The organism is Sphingobacterium sp. xlx-130 (assembly GCF_011007405.1).
GTDB classification, from domain to species: Bacteria; Bacteroidota; Bacteroidia; order Sphingobacteriales; family Sphingobacteriaceae; genus Sphingobacterium; species Sphingobacterium luzhongxinii.
In genome coordinates this window covers 1-16,064 of record NZ_WFKN01000012.1, presented here as the reverse complement: position 1 = coordinate 16,064, position 16,064 = coordinate 1, and the positions used below count along the sequence as shown (strand labels likewise).

General features: G+C 38.6%; 18 protein-coding genes and 1 pseudogene. 11 read left to right on the top strand and 8 right to left on the bottom strand.

The features are described 5' to 3' along the window. Positions 1-343 precede the first annotated feature (343 nt). On the top strand, positions 344-940 hold the full coding sequence (locus G7B18_RS17425; protein WP_164111778.1) for a TetR/AcrR family transcriptional regulator: 597 nt from the start codon (positions 344-346) through the stop codon (positions 938-940). 107 nt (positions 941-1,047) lie between these two features. Here the strand turns inward: G7B18_RS17425 and G7B18_RS17420 are convergent, their stop codons facing one another. The 3 genes from G7B18_RS17420 to G7B18_RS17410 form a co-directional block, all read right to left on the bottom strand. After that, on the bottom strand, positions 1,048-2,085 hold the full coding sequence (locus G7B18_RS17420) for a LacI family DNA-binding transcriptional regulator (protein WP_164111779.1): 1,038 nt from the start codon (positions 2,083-2,085) through the stop codon (positions 1,048-1,050). Positions 2,086-2,153: 68 nt separating this feature from the next. Beyond that, complete coding sequence (locus G7B18_RS17415; protein WP_164111780.1) at positions 2,154-2,489, bottom strand: phosphoribosylpyrophosphate synthetase; 336 nt, start codon at positions 2,487-2,489, stop codon at positions 2,154-2,156. 175 nt (positions 2,490-2,664) lie between these two features. Further along, a complete protein-coding gene (locus G7B18_RS17410) occupies positions 2,665-3,033 on the bottom strand; it encodes a hypothetical protein (RefSeq protein ID WP_164111781.1) in 369 nt (122 codons plus the stop codon). A 217-nt stretch (positions 3,034-3,250) separates the two neighbouring features. Here G7B18_RS17410 and G7B18_RS19320 point away from each other — a divergent pair, with 217 nt between their 5' ends. After that, positions 3,251-3,934 (top strand): helix-turn-helix transcriptional regulator, encoded by a 684-nt coding sequence (locus G7B18_RS19320; RefSeq protein WP_317164279.1) that lies wholly within the window; start codon positions 3,251-3,253, stop codon positions 3,932-3,934. 5 nt (positions 3,935-3,939) lie between these two features. Here G7B18_RS19320 and G7B18_RS17400 read toward each other — a convergent pair whose 3' ends face one another. Further along, positions 3,940-5,325 carry a nucleotide sugar dehydrogenase gene (locus G7B18_RS17400; RefSeq protein ID WP_205600274.1) on the bottom strand — a complete coding sequence of 462 codons (1,386 nt, stop codon included), beginning with the start codon at positions 5,323-5,325 and terminating at the stop codon, positions 3,940-3,942. Between the two features lie 151 nt (positions 5,326-5,476). Between G7B18_RS17400 and G7B18_RS17395 the strand changes: the two genes are divergently transcribed. The 4 genes from G7B18_RS17395 (at position 5,477) to G7B18_RS17380 (ending at position 9,202) form a co-directional block, all read left to right on the top strand. Beyond that, positions 5,477-5,677: a PLDc N-terminal domain-containing protein gene (locus G7B18_RS17395; protein WP_164111782.1), complete on the top strand. Its 201-nt coding sequence runs from the start codon at positions 5,477-5,479 to the stop codon at positions 5,675-5,677. A gap of 30 nt (positions 5,678-5,707) precedes the next feature. After that, complete coding sequence (dnaG, locus tag G7B18_RS17390) at positions 5,708-7,699, top strand: DNA primase (RefSeq protein WP_164111783.1); 1,992 nt, start codon at positions 5,708-5,710, stop codon at positions 7,697-7,699. A 74-nt stretch (positions 7,700-7,773) separates the two neighbouring features. After that, a complete protein-coding gene (locus G7B18_RS17385; protein WP_164111784.1) occupies positions 7,774-8,127 on the top strand; it encodes a YraN family protein in 354 nt (117 codons plus the stop codon). A 37-nt stretch (positions 8,128-8,164) separates the two neighbouring features. Further along, complete coding sequence (locus G7B18_RS17380; RefSeq protein ID WP_164123619.1) at positions 8,165-9,202, top strand: glutaminyl-peptide cyclotransferase; 1,038 nt, start codon at positions 8,165-8,167, stop codon at positions 9,200-9,202. An 11-nt stretch (positions 9,203-9,213) separates the two neighbouring features. Here G7B18_RS17380 and def read toward each other — a convergent pair whose 3' ends face one another. Then, on the bottom strand, positions 9,214-9,831 hold the full coding sequence (gene def, locus G7B18_RS17375; RefSeq protein WP_164111807.1) for a peptide deformylase: 618 nt from the start codon (positions 9,829-9,831) through the stop codon (positions 9,214-9,216). A 224-nt stretch (positions 9,832-10,055) separates the two neighbouring features. Between def and ruvX the strand changes: the two genes are divergently transcribed. Further along, on the top strand, positions 10,056-10,469 hold the full coding sequence (gene ruvX, locus G7B18_RS17370; RefSeq protein WP_164111786.1) for a Holliday junction resolvase RuvX: 414 nt from the start codon (positions 10,056-10,058) through the stop codon (positions 10,467-10,469). 2 nt (positions 10,470-10,471) lie between these two features. After that, positions 10,472-10,906 (top strand): rRNA maturation RNase YbeY, encoded by a 435-nt coding sequence (gene ybeY, locus G7B18_RS17365; protein WP_164111787.1) that lies wholly within the window; start codon positions 10,472-10,474, stop codon positions 10,904-10,906. A 59-nt stretch (positions 10,907-10,965) separates the two neighbouring features. Here ybeY and G7B18_RS17360 read toward each other — a convergent pair whose 3' ends face one another. Beyond that, complete coding sequence (locus tag G7B18_RS17360; RefSeq protein WP_164111788.1) at positions 10,966-11,385, bottom strand: nucleoside-diphosphate kinase; 420 nt, start codon at positions 11,383-11,385, stop codon at positions 10,966-10,968. Between the two features lie 105 nt (positions 11,386-11,490). On the opposite strand from G7B18_RS17360, the gene G7B18_RS17355 reads away from it, so the two are divergent. The 3 genes from G7B18_RS17355 (at position 11,491) to G7B18_RS17345 (ending at position 14,703) form a co-directional block, all read left to right on the top strand. Continuing rightward, positions 11,491-12,339 carry a 4-hydroxy-3-methylbut-2-enyl diphosphate reductase gene (locus G7B18_RS17355; RefSeq protein ID WP_164111789.1) on the top strand — a complete coding sequence of 283 codons (849 nt, stop codon included), beginning with the start codon at positions 11,491-11,493 and terminating at the stop codon, positions 12,337-12,339. A gap of 71 nt (positions 12,340-12,410) precedes the next feature. Further along, the gene (hemH, locus tag G7B18_RS17350) at positions 12,411-13,439 is read left to right on the top strand and encodes a ferrochelatase (RefSeq protein WP_164111790.1); all 1,029 of its coding nucleotides are present in this window, start codon (positions 12,411-12,413) and stop codon (positions 13,437-13,439) included. 7 nt (positions 13,440-13,446) lie between these two features. Further along, the gene (locus G7B18_RS17345; protein ID WP_164111791.1) at positions 13,447-14,703 is read left to right on the top strand and encodes a metallophosphoesterase; all 1,257 of its coding nucleotides are present in this window, start codon (positions 13,447-13,449) and stop codon (positions 14,701-14,703) included. A 40-nt stretch (positions 14,704-14,743) separates the two neighbouring features. Here the strand turns inward: G7B18_RS17345 and pfkA are convergent, their stop codons facing one another. Beyond that, the gene (gene pfkA, locus G7B18_RS17340; RefSeq protein WP_164111792.1) at positions 14,744-15,718 is read right to left on the bottom strand and encodes a 6-phosphofructokinase; all 975 of its coding nucleotides are present in this window, start codon (positions 15,716-15,718) and stop codon (positions 14,744-14,746) included. 122 nt (positions 15,719-15,840) lie between these two features. Next, positions 15,841-16,064: pseudogene (locus G7B18_RS17335) on the bottom strand (hypothetical protein); the annotation flags it as partial.

Sequence of the window (16,064 nt, the reverse complement as noted above, 5' to 3'; positions counted from 1 at the left end):
AAGATTCTTTCGTAATCGGAAATAGGATTAGGCTGTTGTGATAGGCTAAAAAGTAGCATATGTTGTTGCAAAGTATATTTTTTTGACCGTATGATAATTATTTTTTTGAAAATTTATGAAATGTAGTATTGTCAAAAAATTACACTATAATTGAATTATATTATCCTAAATATAATAAATAAATAGTCCAAATAATGGATTTGACCTCTTATGAAAATGATGTTTAAACGTGCTTTGTTTTTCAGTTCTTAGTTATACGGAGAATTCCCTCTTTTGGGGGCGTGAAACGGGCTGAGAGTTCAAAAGGTGTTGATAAAAAGATATTTAGTAGTATATTTATAATATGAAAGTAAATAAGAAAACGCTTCAATCGGAATCAACTAAGCGAAAATTACTTCAAGCGGTAGAAGATATTCTGTCAAATGAAGGATTTATTGCGTTGAAAGTTGAAAACATCAGTAGGGTATCTGGAGTTGACAAAAAGTTAATCTATTTTCATTTCGGAGATTTAAAAGGTCTTTTTAATGCATTTCTTCGGAGTAAGGATTTTTGGTTTTCTAAGGCCTATGCAGAGATCCCTGAAAAGCTTGATAAGCAAGCTGTAGTTGAGGTATTGCTCAATCAATTTGCCGAGATGAAAAACAATAAATTATTAACACAACTCTTAATCTGGGAGCTTAGCGAAAAAAATGAAGTCCTCTCTGCCCTTGCTGATGAAAGAGATGAGGTTGGGAATAGTTTATTGCAGAAGATTATCGAAAAGGAAAGTTTCAAAGATGACGTACAACCTTTGTTGGCGTTATTGATAGGAGGTGTTTATTACTTGTCTATGCATGCTACTGTAAACGGGAGTTTGTTTTGTGGTCTAGATATCAATAAAGAGGAGGATGCTAATCGGGTATCAGATACTTTAGAGCGGATTTTGAAGAAGATCAAATAATATATCGTCAGATCTAACCAGTGTCTTACGTTTTTCTTTGTTTATGAATGAAACAAGGATCGAGTGAATTTAACCTTTTATTAAGATAACTATCAAAGTTTTTAATGCTATTGAATCAGTTTTACGTTGAACTCAATGCGTTTAGATAATGGAAGACCCTGGTTATTCAGGTATTCAAATGCAGTTTGTATTGCTTCTTTTCCTATATCGAATGCATTTTGTTCGATACGTATTATGGGATTCTTAAAGTTTGATAAGTATTCCATGTTTGAAAAACCGGCAATGATAACGTCTTTTGGCACACTGATTTTCTTGTCGCGGAGAATGTCGTAGATATTGTTTGTAATATTGTCCATCGCACAAAAAATAGCGTTTGGTCTACTTCTTATTTTCCAAAGTGTACTGATACATTTTTCTAGTTCTGCATAGAGCTCGTCGTTATTATTTACCTGGATTTTTTGGATGTATTTATCATTGATCTTAATATTGTGATTTTTGAGACATTCCTTAAATCCATTGAATCTTTCTTGAGATACTCCTTTGGCATTCAGTGTTATGTGGGCTATCCGATCACGACCCATTTCGATGAGTTGTTTGGTTGCTAGGTAGGCTCCTTCATAATTTTTACTGCCGATTTTAATGGTCTGTAATCTGTTGTTTATTCGGTCTACAGCGATAACCATGCATCTATTGATATGGAGCTTTTGGAGATATTCGATGTTATCGCTATTGCCTATTGGCGATATAATAAGAGCATCTACACCTATAGACACTAATGTTGTTATACATTTTTTTTCTTCGCCCGGATTATCGTTACTCTGCATCACAATAATAGAATAGCTTGATTCTCTAGCACCTTGGTGTATGCCTTCTAGCAAAGCTGAAAAAAATGAGTTCCCTGAATTTCCAACGACAACGCCAATGAGGTTGCTCTTGCCTCTTTTTAGCGTTTTAGCAAGGTTGTTGAAAATATAATTGTGTTTATTTGCATATTCAACAATGCGTTTTTTTGTCTTTTCGCCAATTTCATGGCTATCACTGAGGGCTCTTGAAACGGTAGAAACAGAGCAATTATTTGCTTTGGCTATGTCTACCAATGTGACCTTTTGTCCAATTTCTTTTTTCTGTACCAATTTTTTATTCAAAAGTTTAACTGCAGATGATGTAAGCTTTTTGATATGTAGTGTATTATCTCGTTGCTTTTAGTTCAGGTCTATTGTCTTGATCTCCGATAAAGGTATTCGACGATTTTAGAGGAGCGATAGCCAAAGTCTGCTCCAAAGCTATTTATTACCAGTCCTTTAATGTCATATTCTTCGGATGCTATGGCAAATACAATACTCTCATCCCCTGGATCTGTCATTCCTTCAAAACGGTAGATTTCCTCAATTTTGAAATCGTCGGGAGATAACTCTAAAGACTTTTCGATGCAATAGATGCATTCCTTATCTTCCGGAATCAAAAAATCGTGTGTGTATCCTCGTTTTTGTAAGTCATTAACGGCTTCACTTAAGGTGTCGTAAACGTATCTTTGTTGATTATCTCCCATGACGCTGTGCCAATATATGATTGTTGAAAAATAACTTTTTGTTTTTCAGTTTATTATGTATGTGTGCGCTATTTAGTTAAAGATACTAAATTTTATGCGATTGAAAATGTCACTTAATTGCTACCAAATTGGAGTCCAATTGAAAGGTAAATTAAGACATAGGGTTTAATCAGTTTTATTTGATGTAATTTTTCTTTATATCGGCAAGATCCAGACTTTTACTAAGGAATTCGATTTGCTTACCACGGAATACCATCTTTGATGCAATATGTTCGCTGTCTTTGACAAATTGCATGAACTCTTTAAAATTTCTAGATCTTTGTTTTTTGTCTGATTGACTGTTGTCGCCGATCAATTGGGCTAGATTAAAATCGATGTGTAGAGCAACAGAATCTTTTTTTGTCTGCTCAAACCAGATTAGAGGTGAGGTGTGATCGTCCAAAAAAATACCGAAACAGACTTCCTCGTGATTGTTTTCGAAGATAAAGGCTCTAAAATAAAAGAGTCCTATGTTGGCGGCGTCAACGAAAATAATATGCTTCATTAGGACTCCTATTGGTTCATAGTCTTAAATCTACATAAATTCATTTTTATATCCAATTTAATTGTGTTCTCAGATCAAGCGAATTGAAATTTAGGATATTAACGTTTTGCTATTTTTTTGTGAAGTAAATTGTTTATAGCTATTTTATTCTTCGCCTATGCTCAAATTTGTTATTTTTGGGTGGGTATTATGAAAAAACCACATTAACCAAATTAGCATGAATCCATTTCCAATATTAGAAACAGAACTGCAACGTATCGAAAAAGAAATGTTGTTTCTGGATTGTATGTATTTGAGTATGATATATGATGATAAATTTATTAATGTGTTAAACCAATCGTCATTTCTAATCACTGTCCATGATGTGGAGGCATTTAAACCATTGTATATTAATGATAAGATGCGTTCGTTTTATGGGTTTCGGGAAAATAAATTGAAGGGAATGGACTATTTGTATTACTTGACAACTATACATACGTCGACATATCATACGCTGGTAGAATCTATTTCCTTTTTCCGAAAAAATAAAGGAGGGTATTTGAACTTGAGGTATAAGCTTAAAAACTATCAGAATATTTGGAAAGATACTGTGGGAAGTACAAAAACGGTAATTTGGAACAAACAGGGACAGGCTAAAATAGGGATTACGGTTATGGAAGAAAGGTTGTTAGAAAAAGATCCTTCTGTCTTTTCGGAATTGCTTAAGCTGACAGTGAGAGAAAGGGAAGTGATCCATCTATTGGTTTCTGGGCTTACCAAAAAAGAAGCCGCTACAAAGCTTTTTATTTCTGTAGCGACCGTCGAGACACATACTAAAAATGTGTATAAAAAGCTGAAAGTTAATAAAATAGTTGAAGTAGCACAGCTGCTTGAACAATTTCAAGCTACTATGGACGAATAATCTTATTATTCGCCTATGCCATAGTAAATAAAGCCTAACTTTTCTAACTCTTCTCTATTAAGGAGCTTACGTCCATCAAATATGAAGGAAGGGCTTTTCATGCTTTGCTTGATCCGTTGCCAGTCGTACGATTTGAATTCGTCCCATTCGGTAAGAATAGCAATAGCATGCGCACTTTTACAGGCTTCGTATGGGTCGTCATTAACCACGACTAAAGATTGTGTCTCTATAGCTGGACGGCTGTTTAAATATTCTAAATCAATAAACACCTTTTCTGCTGGCACCTTAGGATCGTATACACTAATACTGGCTTGTTCGTTTAGAAGATGATCGGTAACATATATCGCTGCAGATTCACGGGTGTCATTGGTATCTTTTTTAAATGCCCAACCTAGAATAGCAATTTTTTTTCCATTCACGGTGTTGTATAATGTCTGAATGATGTTGTCTGCGAAGCGCTGTTTTTGATGGTCATTCATTCGGATCACCTGGTCCCAGTAATCTGCGACTTCATGCAGGTTGTAAGAGCGAGCGATGTAAACTAAGTTAAGGATGTCTTTTTGAAAGCAAGATCCTCCAAATCCTACAGAAGCTTTTAGAAATTTAGACCCTATGCGAGAATCCATTCCTATGGCTTTGGCAACCTCTTGAACATCAGCACCTGTTTTTTCACAGAGTTCGGAGATCGAGTTTATCGAAGATACGCGTTGCGCTAGGAAGGCATTGGCCGTGAGCTTGGATAGCTCCGAAGACCAGAGGTTGGTCGTCAAGATCTTGTCGCGGTCTACCCATCTTGCGTAGACATCGACCAATGCTTGGATAGCGTCTTGGTCTTCTCCTCCGATGAGGACACGATCCGGTTGGAGGAGATCCTGTACCGCTGTGCCTTCGGCCAAAAATTCAGGATTCGAAAGAATGTGAAAGTTTACTCCTGAGTTGGTATTGTGCAAGATGCTTTTTAAAGCTGCAGCAGTGCGAACAGGAAGTGTTGACTTTTCGACTACAATTTTATCGGAAGTCGCGACATCGGCAATCTGACGGGCGCATAATTCGATGTATTTAAGATCGGCGGCCATACCTTTGCCTTTACCATAGTTTTTGGTCGGTGTATTTACAGAGATGAAAATCATGTCTGCTTCGTCGATAGCCTTTTCAACATCCGTAGAGAAAAAAAGGTTACGCCCTCGGGACTCGGCGACAATGGCTGAAAGACCAGGCTCGTATATAGGGAGCTGCTCCAAATCCGGATTATTCCATGCTGCAATTCGTTCTGCATTCATGTCTACCAGTGTGATCTGAATATCTGGACATTGCTGGGCGATGACCGACATGGTAGGACCTCCTACATAACCAGCACCGATGCAGCATATTTTTTTTATGGTAATAGCCATTGACAATCAAATTTTGTAATGCAAAAATAGCTAATTTATCGTTCTTAACGCAATATAACTTCTTAACTTTATCTAACTCTCTTCAGCTCGAATGTGGGGAATTTTGATTTTTAATTTTTAATTTTGATCTGAAGGCATTTTATAATTGAGTATGGATATACAACAGTTTTTTACCTATGCATTTGGAGCATTGATTGTTCTAGTGCCCTTGTTTGCGTTCTACAGATGTATGGTAAATCCGCGTATGGGCAAAGTAGACAAATTGTTGTGGAGTGTGGGGATCATAATTATTCCTGTATTTGGAGGATTGGTATATCTGTTTCTGAATGAGGTGCCAAAGGAGCGGTTGTAGGAATTGGAGTTAAAAAGTTAGGGGGCATAGTTGATTACGAAAGAAACAATTGATAAGGTACTGGATACGGCTCGTATCGAAGAGGTCGTAGGTGAATTTGTCGATCTCAAAAAGAGGGGTACATCACTTATTGGTAATTGTCCTTTTCATAATGAAAAGACACCGTCATTTCATGTTTCGGTAGCTAAGGGAATCTATAAATGCTTTGGCTGTGGTGCTGGAGGAGATTCGCTCAAGTTTGTGATGGAACTGGAGAAATTTTCGTATCCAGAGGCAATTCGTTACTTAGCCAGTAAATATAGCATTGAGATCGAGGAGGTAGAGCGTAGTCCGGCACAGATGGCTGCTCAGGATAAGCGGGAGTCCTTGTATGTATTGAGCCAGTGGGCCGGGAAGTTTTTCAAGCAACAGATCTGGGAGACAGATCTGGGAAAATCGATTGGATTATCTTATTTTAAGGAAAGGGGCTATCGGGACGATATTATCAAAAAGTTTGATTTGGGATATTCGCCAGATCAATGGACAGCTTTGGTAGATGCTGCAAAAAAAGATGGATTCCAGGAAGCGTATATTGCCGAGATTGGCTTAGCCATAGAAAGAGATGATAAAAGTCTGTATGATCGGTTTCGGGGAAGAGTGATTTTTCCTATACATAATCTGACCGGGAGAATTATCGGTTTTGGTGGACGTACATTGAAGACCGAGAAATCGGTGCCTAAATATGTTAACTCTCCAGAAAGTGAAATATACCATAAGTCTGATGTCTTATATGGTCTAAATCATGCTAAGAAGGCCATAATGGATGCTGATCTGTGTTATCTGGTCGAAGGGTATGCTGATGTCATAGCGATGCATCAGGCTGGAGTTGAGAATGTAGTGTCCTCCTCGGGGACATCGCTTACTTCGGGACAGATTAAGCTTATTTCACGTTTTACTAAGAACGTGGTAATTCTGTACGATGGAGATGCGGCAGGTATTAAAGCTTCACTCCGAGGAACAGATATGTTGCTCGAAGAAGGTCTGAATGTGAAGGTTTTGCTTTTTCCTGATGGGAATGATCCAGACTCTTATATTAAAGAGGTGGGATCTAATGCTTTTATAGAATATATCGCGGCACACCAAGAGGATTTTATTTTTTATAAGACCCATATTCTACTTAAAGACGCTAAGGATGATCCGATAAAGCGAGCTGAGGTGATTCGGGAAGTGGTCGAGAGTATTGCTTTGATTCCGGATGAAATCAAGGTTTCCGTTTTCATCCGTCAGTGTAGTTCGTTGTTAGATATCGAAGAACGAATCTTATTATCCGAGCTGAATAAAATCCGCCTCACCCGTGCAAAAGCACAAGATAAAAAAGGCGGAGGTAAGATGCCGTCAGCTCCGGTTTTTGTGGGGCCAGAAGGGGATATGCCTCCACCTGATTTTTTCATGACCGAAGATGAAAGGGGTGAAAGTGGATTGGGTACTGACTCGGTGTCGCAGCCGATTACTGCAGAGATATTACAGGAACGGGAGATTGTTCGGATTTTGCTGAATTATGGTCGTGAGCTGGTCAGTTGGGAAGGTAATGGTGATATTCCTGTCGCTCCTTATCTGCTGGGAAGCATAGATGATCTGACTTTTGAAGATCGACCCAGTGCTGTGATCGTAGATGAATTTAGAAAGCAAGCGGAGGCTTTTGAAGTGCCAGAAGCTCGTTTTTTCTTCGCTCACGAGAATGAGGACGTAGCTAAACTAGCCATCGATAGTATCGCTACACGGTATGAAATTAGTGCTAACTGGAATGACGATAAGCGGAAAATATATGTGACTAGGGAGATAGAGCATCTGAAGGAATTGGTGATTCAAGCTATATACCGAATTAAGAAAAGAAAGTTTGCTTCTGAAATGCATAAGATAAGAGAGGAACTCAAGCAGCCGCTTAATGCGCAGGATATGGAGATCGCGTTGCATAAGTACCAAAAGCTGAAAGAGGGAGAACAATTGCTCGGTAATCTATTGGGTAATACGATCGTGAAATAAATGTTGTTTTTTACTGATCAAGGCGGTGAATATAAAGCTTTTTCTCTAAGTTTACATAAAGCTTGTCTAAGTATATGGCGCAGCATCTATCATCGGGTCGATATGGGGAGCAGCTTGGAGTCGATTATATCCTTAAAGCTGGATATATAGTTTTGTATACCAACTGGAGATACCGGTATTGGGAGGTGGATATAATAGCTATGGATGGGGATACGCTGGTCTTTATAGAGGTGAAGAGCCGTACAAATACGGCATTTGGCGAGCCGGTGGAATTTGTGAATTGGAAGAAAAAAAGAAATTTGGTCAAACTGGCTGAAGCTTATATAAAAATAAATAGTTTTCAGGGAGAGATACGATTTGATATTATCGCTGTATACCTGAAATCTGGAAAGATTGAATTGATTAAAGATGCCTTTTGGAACGAATAGTCTAAATAAGTAGGCCGTAAAAATTAAAAACATCCCGATGAAGAAAAAATCAGTCGCTCTAATGTGTGTAGCAATGCTGGCTACAGTAATAGGTTGTAAAACGCAAAAAGGTAAATTAGAATTTATTAGCCCGGATTCGGGAAAACGGATCGCCTATGGAGAACAAGTGAAATTGACCCTGAATTTTCCAAATGCGACGATAGATTCTGTTGTGTATTCGATCGATGGCAATGTGATTGAAACAAAAAGAGATACAGCTTCTATATCATTTGATACAAAACAGTATGGTCTAGGGGACCGTTCGCTGTCTGCGAAAGTTTATGTTGAAGGAAAGGAAGATATTGCCTATAGCAATGTGATGGTGGTACCCGCCAACGCAAAGAATTACGGATTTGAGGTGGTTAACACTTTTCCGCACGACTCCGAGTCTTTTACCCAAGGATTACAGTATCACGATGGTGTCATGTATGAATCTTCAGGTAGATATGAAAAATCTCAATTGAGAAAGGTTGACCTTCAGACCGGGAAGGTTTTGAAGTCTGTTAAATTGGATGATAAGTATTTTGCAGAGGGGATGACAATCGTAGATGGTAAAATCGTACTGTTGACCTGGCAGGAAAATATAGCGCTGATTTATAATAAGGATAATTTTGCCCAGGTAGGATCTTTTAACTATAGTAATAGCAAAGAGGGGTGGGGATTGACCTATGACGGACAAAGAATGATCAAATCTGATGGAACTAATCGTTTGTATTTCTTAAATGCGAAGACAGGGACAGAGGAAGCATCTATAGCTGTGTACGATGAAAATGGAGCCGTGGACAATCTCAACGAATTGGAGTTTATTGATGGGAAAGTGTATGCAAATGTTTACGGTCAGGAAGTTATTGTAATCATTGATCCTAAAACGGGGGCTGTCGAGGGAAGGATCAATTTGGTAGGTATGTATGATGAAAATCGCCAACCGGTAGACAATGAATTAAATGGAATAGCTTATGACCATCAGACGAAACGATTGTTTGTAACGGGTAAGTTGTGGTCTAAGTTATTTGAAATAAAGTTGGTTGCCCGTTAACTTTTTCTGTCTTACGGTAATATAGTTTTTCCTTGGATCTGAAGAGAAAATGGGATTTTTTCGTTCAATTCAACATACCCAACAGACGACTGCTCTTCAAGACGGTCGGGATATAGAATTCCGTTTAGGTGGTCAATTTCGTGTTGGAATATTACGGCTGTAAATCCTTCAATATTCTCTTCTATAACTTGACCTTCTTTATCTTGGTATTGGATTCGGATTGCATAGCTGCGATGTATACTTTCTTTTCGGTCTGGAATAGAAAGGCAACCCTCGGTTCCTAGGCGAATAAGTTGCGACTTCCAAGTTATTTTTGGATTAATATAGAATTCAAAAGGCTCATCATTTTTATCAAACCGTTGTACCCATATTATATTCCTGTTGATGCCAATTTGGGGAGCAGCGATTCCTACACCAGGATGTGTGGGATCTTGCACAGTGAGAAGCATGCGTGCCTTTAAGATAGGTAATAAGGGGTCAGCGTAATAGATATCTAATGATAGGTTTTTCAAAACTTTAAACTCCGATTCATCGGTTGTTTGATAGACATGTAACTTGCTGTGTTGGTCGCCGAAAAGAATGATCTCTTTTTCATGTTTGTTAAAGCCTTCGTTTTTAGTGTGTTTCATTGTGCTCTTTTCCATTGTTGACATTACCTTTACCTGAGCAAGTGTGGGAGTGCTCGCTGCAAGCAAGAAGTACGAGATGACAGTGTAACTATTTTTTAATTTCATGCTACCTTGAAAATAGAATTAAATCTACACTTTTTTTCAATTAGACAAATCTTATTTGTTTTTAAATAGATGGATGTTATCCTCGAAATGGAATTGTACCTTTGTGAAAAAAGAAGATTATGCGGTTAATGGCATTTGATTATGGGACTAAGCGGATTGGAATTGCAGTTTCTGACCCTCTAAAGATCATTGCTACGGCATTGGATACAGTTCATCCGGAGAAAATCTGGGATTTTTTAAAGAACTACCTGCAACATGAGCAAGTGGAGACATTTGTCGTGGGTAAACCCCTGCAGACGGATGGAACCGATTCGGAATCTGCGCAGCATGTCGTTGGTTTTGTCCGTAAATTGCAGCGGGAGTACCCTGGAATATCAATAGTCCATGTTGACGAAAGATTTACCTCAAAAATAGCTTCTCAAGCTATTGCGCAAAGTGGGATAAAAAAACACAAAAGAAAAGAAAAAGGTCTTGTAGATACGATATCTGCAACGCTTATATTGCAGACTTATATGAATACGCAAAAATACTAATTATGGCATTAAGGAATATAGCTTTTTTTTCGGAAGACACGGATTATATGTTGAAGGAAAAAGCGAAGATCCGTGAATGGATTAATCTTGCCATTCAAGGAGAAGGCTTTAAGAGAGTGAGTGAATTGAATTTTATATTTTGTTCGGATGAATATCTTCTCGATATCAACAAGCAATATCTTAATCATGATACCTATACCGATATTGTAACATTTGATTCGTCCGAGGAGGAGGAGGTAATAGCAGGCGATGTATTTATCTCTATTGATAGGATTAGAGACAACTCTTCTAAGTTTAAGGTTTCAGAAAGAGACGAGTTGCATCGTGTTATTATCCATGGGGTGATGCACCTATGTGGTTATCATGATAAAAAGAAAGCGGATAAGGAATTGATGACTGCCAAAGAAAACGAATACCTTAGCAAACGAGCCTTTTAGTCAAATTAAAAAGCTCCTAAAACCATGGTTTTAGGAGCTTTTTAAATATTTAGATTAGCTTAAAATCTTTCGAATTGCGAAAAGAAGAAACTGCCTTCAATCGCTGCATTCTCGTCCGAGTCAGAACCGTGAATTGCGTTAGCATCGATAGATTTAGCATATTTATTACGGATTGTGCCTTCAGCGGCTTCCGCTGGGTTTGTTGCTCCGATCAATGTACGGAAGTCTTCAATTGCGTTATCCTTTTCAAGGATTGCAGCTACGATAGGGCCAGAAGACATGAAGTCTACCAATTCCCCGTAAAAAGGACGTGCTTTATGAACCGCGTAAAACTCGCCTGCTGTTTCTTTTGTAAGGCTAATGTATTTCATTGCGACGATTTTGAAGCCACCTGCAATAATGTCATTTAAAATAGCTCCGATATGCCCATTTGCTACTGCATCTGGCTTGATCATCGTAAATGTTCTGTTTGTTGCCATTGTATTATAATTTTTTTGCAAAGATAAAAGAATAATGATAAAAGATTCAAGATTGGCGATAAAAGATTCCTTCTCACTTATCTAAAAGTTATTTAACTTTGTAGTATGTCAAAAAATCTGCAGGTTACGATTGATAAGGATTCAGGATTTTGCTTCGGTGTGGTGTATGCTATTGATATGGCCGAAGAAATACTAGAAGAAGAGGGGTATCTTTATTGTCTAGGAGATATTGTCCACAATGATGAGGAGGTGGCTCGCTTAAAAGCTAAAGGATTACGTATTATTAGTCATGACGCACTTCCTGACTTGCAGAATGAAAAGGTTTTGATTCGTGCTCATGGCGAAGCCCCTGAAACCTACCGTATTGCCTTGGAGAATAATATCACGCTTATCGACGCTTCTTGTCCTGTCGTGCTAAAGCTTCAGAATAGGATAAAAACCTCTTATGACGATTCTGAGAAAATTTTGATCTTTGGTAAGCATGGGCATGCTGAAGTAATAGGCCTTCAAGGTCAAACTAATAATGAGGCGCTGGTATTTCAGGATATTGATGAGCTGGATAATATAGAATTGCCCCAGTCTTTCACCTTGTATAGCCAAACTACCAAAAGTGTTGATAAGTTTTATGCCATAAAAAAGGAACTCATAAATAGGGGCTATGAAGTGAAAGCAAACGACACTATCTGCAGGCAGGTGTCTAACCGTTATGAAGATTTAGGTGATTTTGCAAAGCAATATGATCGCGTGGTGTTTGTTTCAGGAAAGAAATCTTCTAATGGGAAAGTTCTTTATGACGTTTGTAAGGCAGCAAATCCCAACTCTTATTTTATATCTGAGGTAGAAGAATTAGATTTGACGTTGTTTAATGAAGGCGAAACGATAGGAATCTGCGGCGCTACTTCCACACCTATGTGGTTGATGAAGGAAATTAAAGTTGCCCTCGAATCATTGTAACTGGGTCATACAATTTTCATATTAAATGTGCCTCACGGGCATAATCTATTTTTTTGTATAATTTTGTACTAATGGACAAACAAGCTAAAAAAGGAGTCTTGTTGGTGCAATTGGGTACCCCCGATTCGCCTGAGACTACTGACGTAAGAAGATATCTCAATGAGTTCTTGATGGATGGACGTGTAATAGATGTTCCTTATTTCAGTCGGTCACTATTGGTGAAAGGTGTTATCGTACCAAAGCGCGCCGCTAATTCTGCAGCAACCTATAAGACGATTTGGGACGAGGATACAGGATCCCCACTGATGTATTACAGCTTGCTACAAAAGGAAATGCTGCAAGTAGAGTTAGGAGAGGAGTATCACGTCGAACTTGCGATGAGATATCAAAATCCTTCTATAGCGTCTGCATTAAAAAAGATGGAAGGAATGCTGTTGGAATCTATAAAAGTAGTGCCCCTATTTCCGCAGTACGCATCGGCTACTACAGGCTCAGTCATAGAGAAAGTGATGGAAATTATGCGAAAATGGCAATATTTTCCGAATGTTTCTTTTGTAAATAGCTACTGTGAAGATGAAGATATGGTGACGGTGTTTGCGGAGAATGGTAAAAAACATAATATAGATGAATTTGATCATATTTTGTTTAGTTATCACGGCTTACCCGTTCGTCAATTAGGAAAGGTGGATCCTACCGGTGAATTGAAATGTCCAGATACGGGTTGTGACAGCTGTCGAACAGAGCTTAATACTTTTTGCTATCTTTCACAATGCTATGCAACGACACGTGCTATTTCTTCTAAACTAGGATTGTCATCGGATCGATTCACAGTTTGTTTTCAATCCCGATTAGGTAAGACGCCGTGGATACAGCCTTATACGTCCGATGTGTTACATGATTTGGCGCAAAAGGGAGTCAAAAAATTATTGGTATTTAGTCCTGCATTTGTAGCTGACTGTATTGAAACATTAGATGAGATCCAGGTTGAATATGCGGATGAATTTAAAGCATTAGGTGGAGAGGAAGTAGTGATGGTGGAAAGCTTAAATGATAATCCGAGATGGATCGCTTCGCTAAAGCGATTGGTACTCTCAAATTGATAAAACTATGTTGATCTTCAACTCTATTTTCTTATTTTTCTTAGATTTCTATATCTTTTTTGCTCTTAGAGCAACAAAGATAAGTTTCGCTCGAAAGAAATGGTTTACGGTAATTTGGTGGGCCTATTCCTTAAGTTTATTGGCGGGGGTGTTTATAGCTTTCAAGTTTAATATCCCCTTGATGTACCGCTCCATTATTTTGGTGCTTTTTTTCATGACAGCAGTTAGCAAATTTATATACGTTATTGTTTTGCTAATTGACGACTTAAGACGTGGTGGTGTGTGGGTTTCCCGACTTTTTTCGCCAAAAGTTGGGAAATCGATAGAAGAAAGGGTTGAAGAGCTGGAAAAGCCTCTTCCTGAGCAACCGAAAAATGGGATTAGTCGATCCGATTTTTTACTGAAATCAGGGCTTGTAGTGGCTTCGTTACCTATGTTTCCGCTTGCTTGGGGGGTGCTCTCAAGTTCCTATGATTATCGTGTCAGGCGGCAAAAGTTAGTGTTACCCAACCTTCCCAAATCCTTCCATGGTTTTAAAATTGCACAGATATCCGATGTTCACTCTGGGTCTTTTTATAATAAGAAGGCTGTCTTGGGAGGCATAGAGATGCTTTTGGGTGAAAAGCCAGATGCGATCTTCTTTACAGGTGATCTCGTTAATAATGTAGCTTCCGAAATGAGAGATTATCAAGATATTTTTTCAAAGCTACATGCAGATTTTGGAGTGTATTCTACTTTGGGAAATCATGATTATGGAGATTATTATTATGGAAAAGAAGATAGCGCTGCAAAACGTAAGAACCTAAAAGACGTAATCGATACCCACAAGGTAATGGGGTGGGATCTTCTTATGGATGAGAATCGGACATTAAAAGTCGGTAATGGAGAAATCTCTATAGTTGGCGTTCAAAATTGGGGAACTGGCAGATTCCCAAAAAAGGGAGATTTAAATAAAGCACTTATTGGCACAGAGGACAAAGCTGTTAAGTTGTTATTATCGCACGATCCCTCACATTGGCGGGCGCAAGTGTTAGATACAGATATTGATGTTATGTTTGCAGGGCATACGCACGGTATGCAGTTCGGCGTTCGTGGTGAGCATTTCCAATGGAGTCCAGCAAAATATATTTATAAAGAATGGGCAGGCATGTATGAAGAAAATCACCAAAAGCTCTATGTTAATACGGGATATGGCTTTTTGGGCTATCCTGGAAGGGTTGGGATACTGCCCGAAATAACTATTTTTGAGTTAGTTGCCTCATAAAAAACAAAGCCTGTAGAAGTTTTATACAGGCTTTGTTTTTTTACAAAGATAATATTTCTACGATCCGTAAGAGGTTGTCGTTGATTTTATCAATATGCTTGATTGCTTTATCAAAAGGTGTAAATTGCACTTGACCACATATTAACCCGGCCATTTCGCCTCTTCTTCCTTCCAGCAAGCCTTCTACGGATGCTACCCCAAGTCGGCTGGCAAGTACACGGTCCATGCATGACGGCTTTCCTCCACGTTGTATATGTCCCAGGATAGAAACACGGACATCGTAATGCGGAAAACTCTCTTTAATCTTTTCCGCTACAACGAGACCTCCCTCATTATCGCCTTCGGCAACGATGATAATTCGGGAAGATTTGTTTTTTCGGGTTTGATCCAAACGTTTCATGATCGCCTGGTAGTCTACCTCTAGCTCAGGGATAAGCACTGCCTCAGCTCCCGTACTGATGCCTGAACGGACAGCAATAAGCCCTGAATCACGGCCCATTACTTCGACGACAAATAATCTGTCGTGTGATTCGGCGGTATCTCTGATCTTGTCGACAGCGTCTACTACTGTATTGATAGCGGTATCATAGCCTATTGTGAAATCTGTTCCTGCAAGATCGTTATCAATTGTACCGGGTATACCTACAATGGGAATATCAAACTCTTCAATAAATTTAGAAGCCCCCGTAAATGTACCGTCCCCTCCAATAACAACAAGTGCATTAATGCCTAAATTTTTTATGTTCTCGTAGGCTTTTTTACGTCCTTCGATTGTTCTAAACTCATCACTTCGAGCTGTTTTTAGGATTGTTCCGCCTCGTTGGATAATATTAGCAACAGATTTAGCATCCATTGCTATAATCTCTCCATTAACTAATCCATCATATCCACGGCGTACACCAAACATATTGGCACCATGGTATATACCTGCCCGAACTACAGCACGTATCGCAGCATTCATTCCAGGAGAGTCTCCTCCTGAGGTTAAAACAGCTATATTCTTAATTTCACTCATATCTCCAAACCTAGATAAATTTATTTTCAAGTGCAAAATAATTGTTAGATGCATCGAAAATAACAATACAAAAATAACAACATTTGTTTTTACATGTTGTTATTTTTGTATTAAAAGTATGGTTATTTTGCTTTGAATGCATCGATTCCCGATTGCAGGAAGGCTATATACTTCTCAATGTCGTATACCGCTCCGCTTGTAGGAACCAATAGCTCACCTTCATTATCCAGCAGTGCATATAAAGGCTGTGAATTGCTCTGGAACTTAGAGATCTGGAAGTCTGCATTACGCTTGCTCACCGTATTGATTTTTTTACCTGTCTGTTTAGATACGTAGTGTTCGCTTT

What these genes read in the sequence shown, in the direction of transcription:
- G7B18_RS17355 (WP_164111789.1), top strand. Translation starts at nt 11,491, where the DNA reads ATGTCAAAAAATCTGCAGGTTACGATTGATAAGGATTCAGGATTTTGC.
- pfkA (WP_164111792.1), bottom strand. Translation starts at nt 15,718, where the DNA reads ATGAGTGAAATTAAGAATATAGCTGTTTTAACCTCAGGAGGAGACTCT.
- G7B18_RS17425 (WP_164111778.1), top strand. Translation starts at nt 344, where the DNA reads ATGAAAGTAAATAAGAAAACGCTTCAATCGGAATCAACTAAGCGAAAA.
- ruvX (WP_164111786.1), top strand. Translation starts at nt 10,056, where the DNA reads ATGCGGTTAATGGCATTTGATTATGGGACTAAGCGGATTGGAATTGCA.
- ybeY (WP_164111787.1), top strand. Translation starts at nt 10,472, where the DNA reads ATGGCATTAAGGAATATAGCTTTTTTTTCGGAAGACACGGATTATATG.
- G7B18_RS17395 (WP_164111782.1), top strand. Translation starts at nt 5,477, where the DNA reads ATGGATATACAACAGTTTTTTACCTATGCATTTGGAGCATTGATTGTT.
- G7B18_RS17345 (WP_164111791.1), top strand. Translation starts at nt 13,447, where the DNA reads ATGTTGATCTTCAACTCTATTTTCTTATTTTTCTTAGATTTCTATATC.
- G7B18_RS19320 (WP_317164279.1), top strand. Translation starts at nt 3,251, where the DNA reads ATGAATCCATTTCCAATATTAGAAACAGAACTGCAACGTATCGAAAAA.
- G7B18_RS17380 (WP_164123619.1), top strand. Translation starts at nt 8,165, where the DNA reads ATGAAGAAAAAATCAGTCGCTCTAATGTGTGTAGCAATGCTGGCTACA.
- G7B18_RS17415 (WP_164111780.1), bottom strand. Translation starts at nt 2,489, where the DNA reads ATGGGAGATAATCAACAAAGATACGTTTACGACACCTTAAGTGAAGCC.
- G7B18_RS17385 (WP_164111784.1), top strand. Translation starts at nt 7,774, where the DNA reads ATGGCGCAGCATCTATCATCGGGTCGATATGGGGAGCAGCTTGGAGTC.
- hemH (WP_164111790.1), top strand. Translation starts at nt 12,411, where the DNA reads ATGGACAAACAAGCTAAAAAAGGAGTCTTGTTGGTGCAATTGGGTACC.
- def (WP_164111807.1), bottom strand. Translation starts at nt 9,831, where the DNA reads ATGAAACACACTAAAAACGAAGGCTTTAACAAACATGAAAAAGAGATC.
- G7B18_RS17360 (WP_164111788.1), bottom strand. Translation starts at nt 11,385, where the DNA reads ATGGCAACAAACAGAACATTTACGATGATCAAGCCAGATGCAGTAGCA.
- G7B18_RS17400 (WP_205600274.1), bottom strand. Translation starts at nt 5,325, where the DNA reads ATGGCTATTACCATAAAAAAAATATGCTGCATCGGTGCTGGTTATGTA.
- G7B18_RS17410 (WP_164111781.1), bottom strand. Translation starts at nt 3,033, where the DNA reads ATGAAGCATATTATTTTCGTTGACGCCGCCAACATAGGACTCTTTTAT.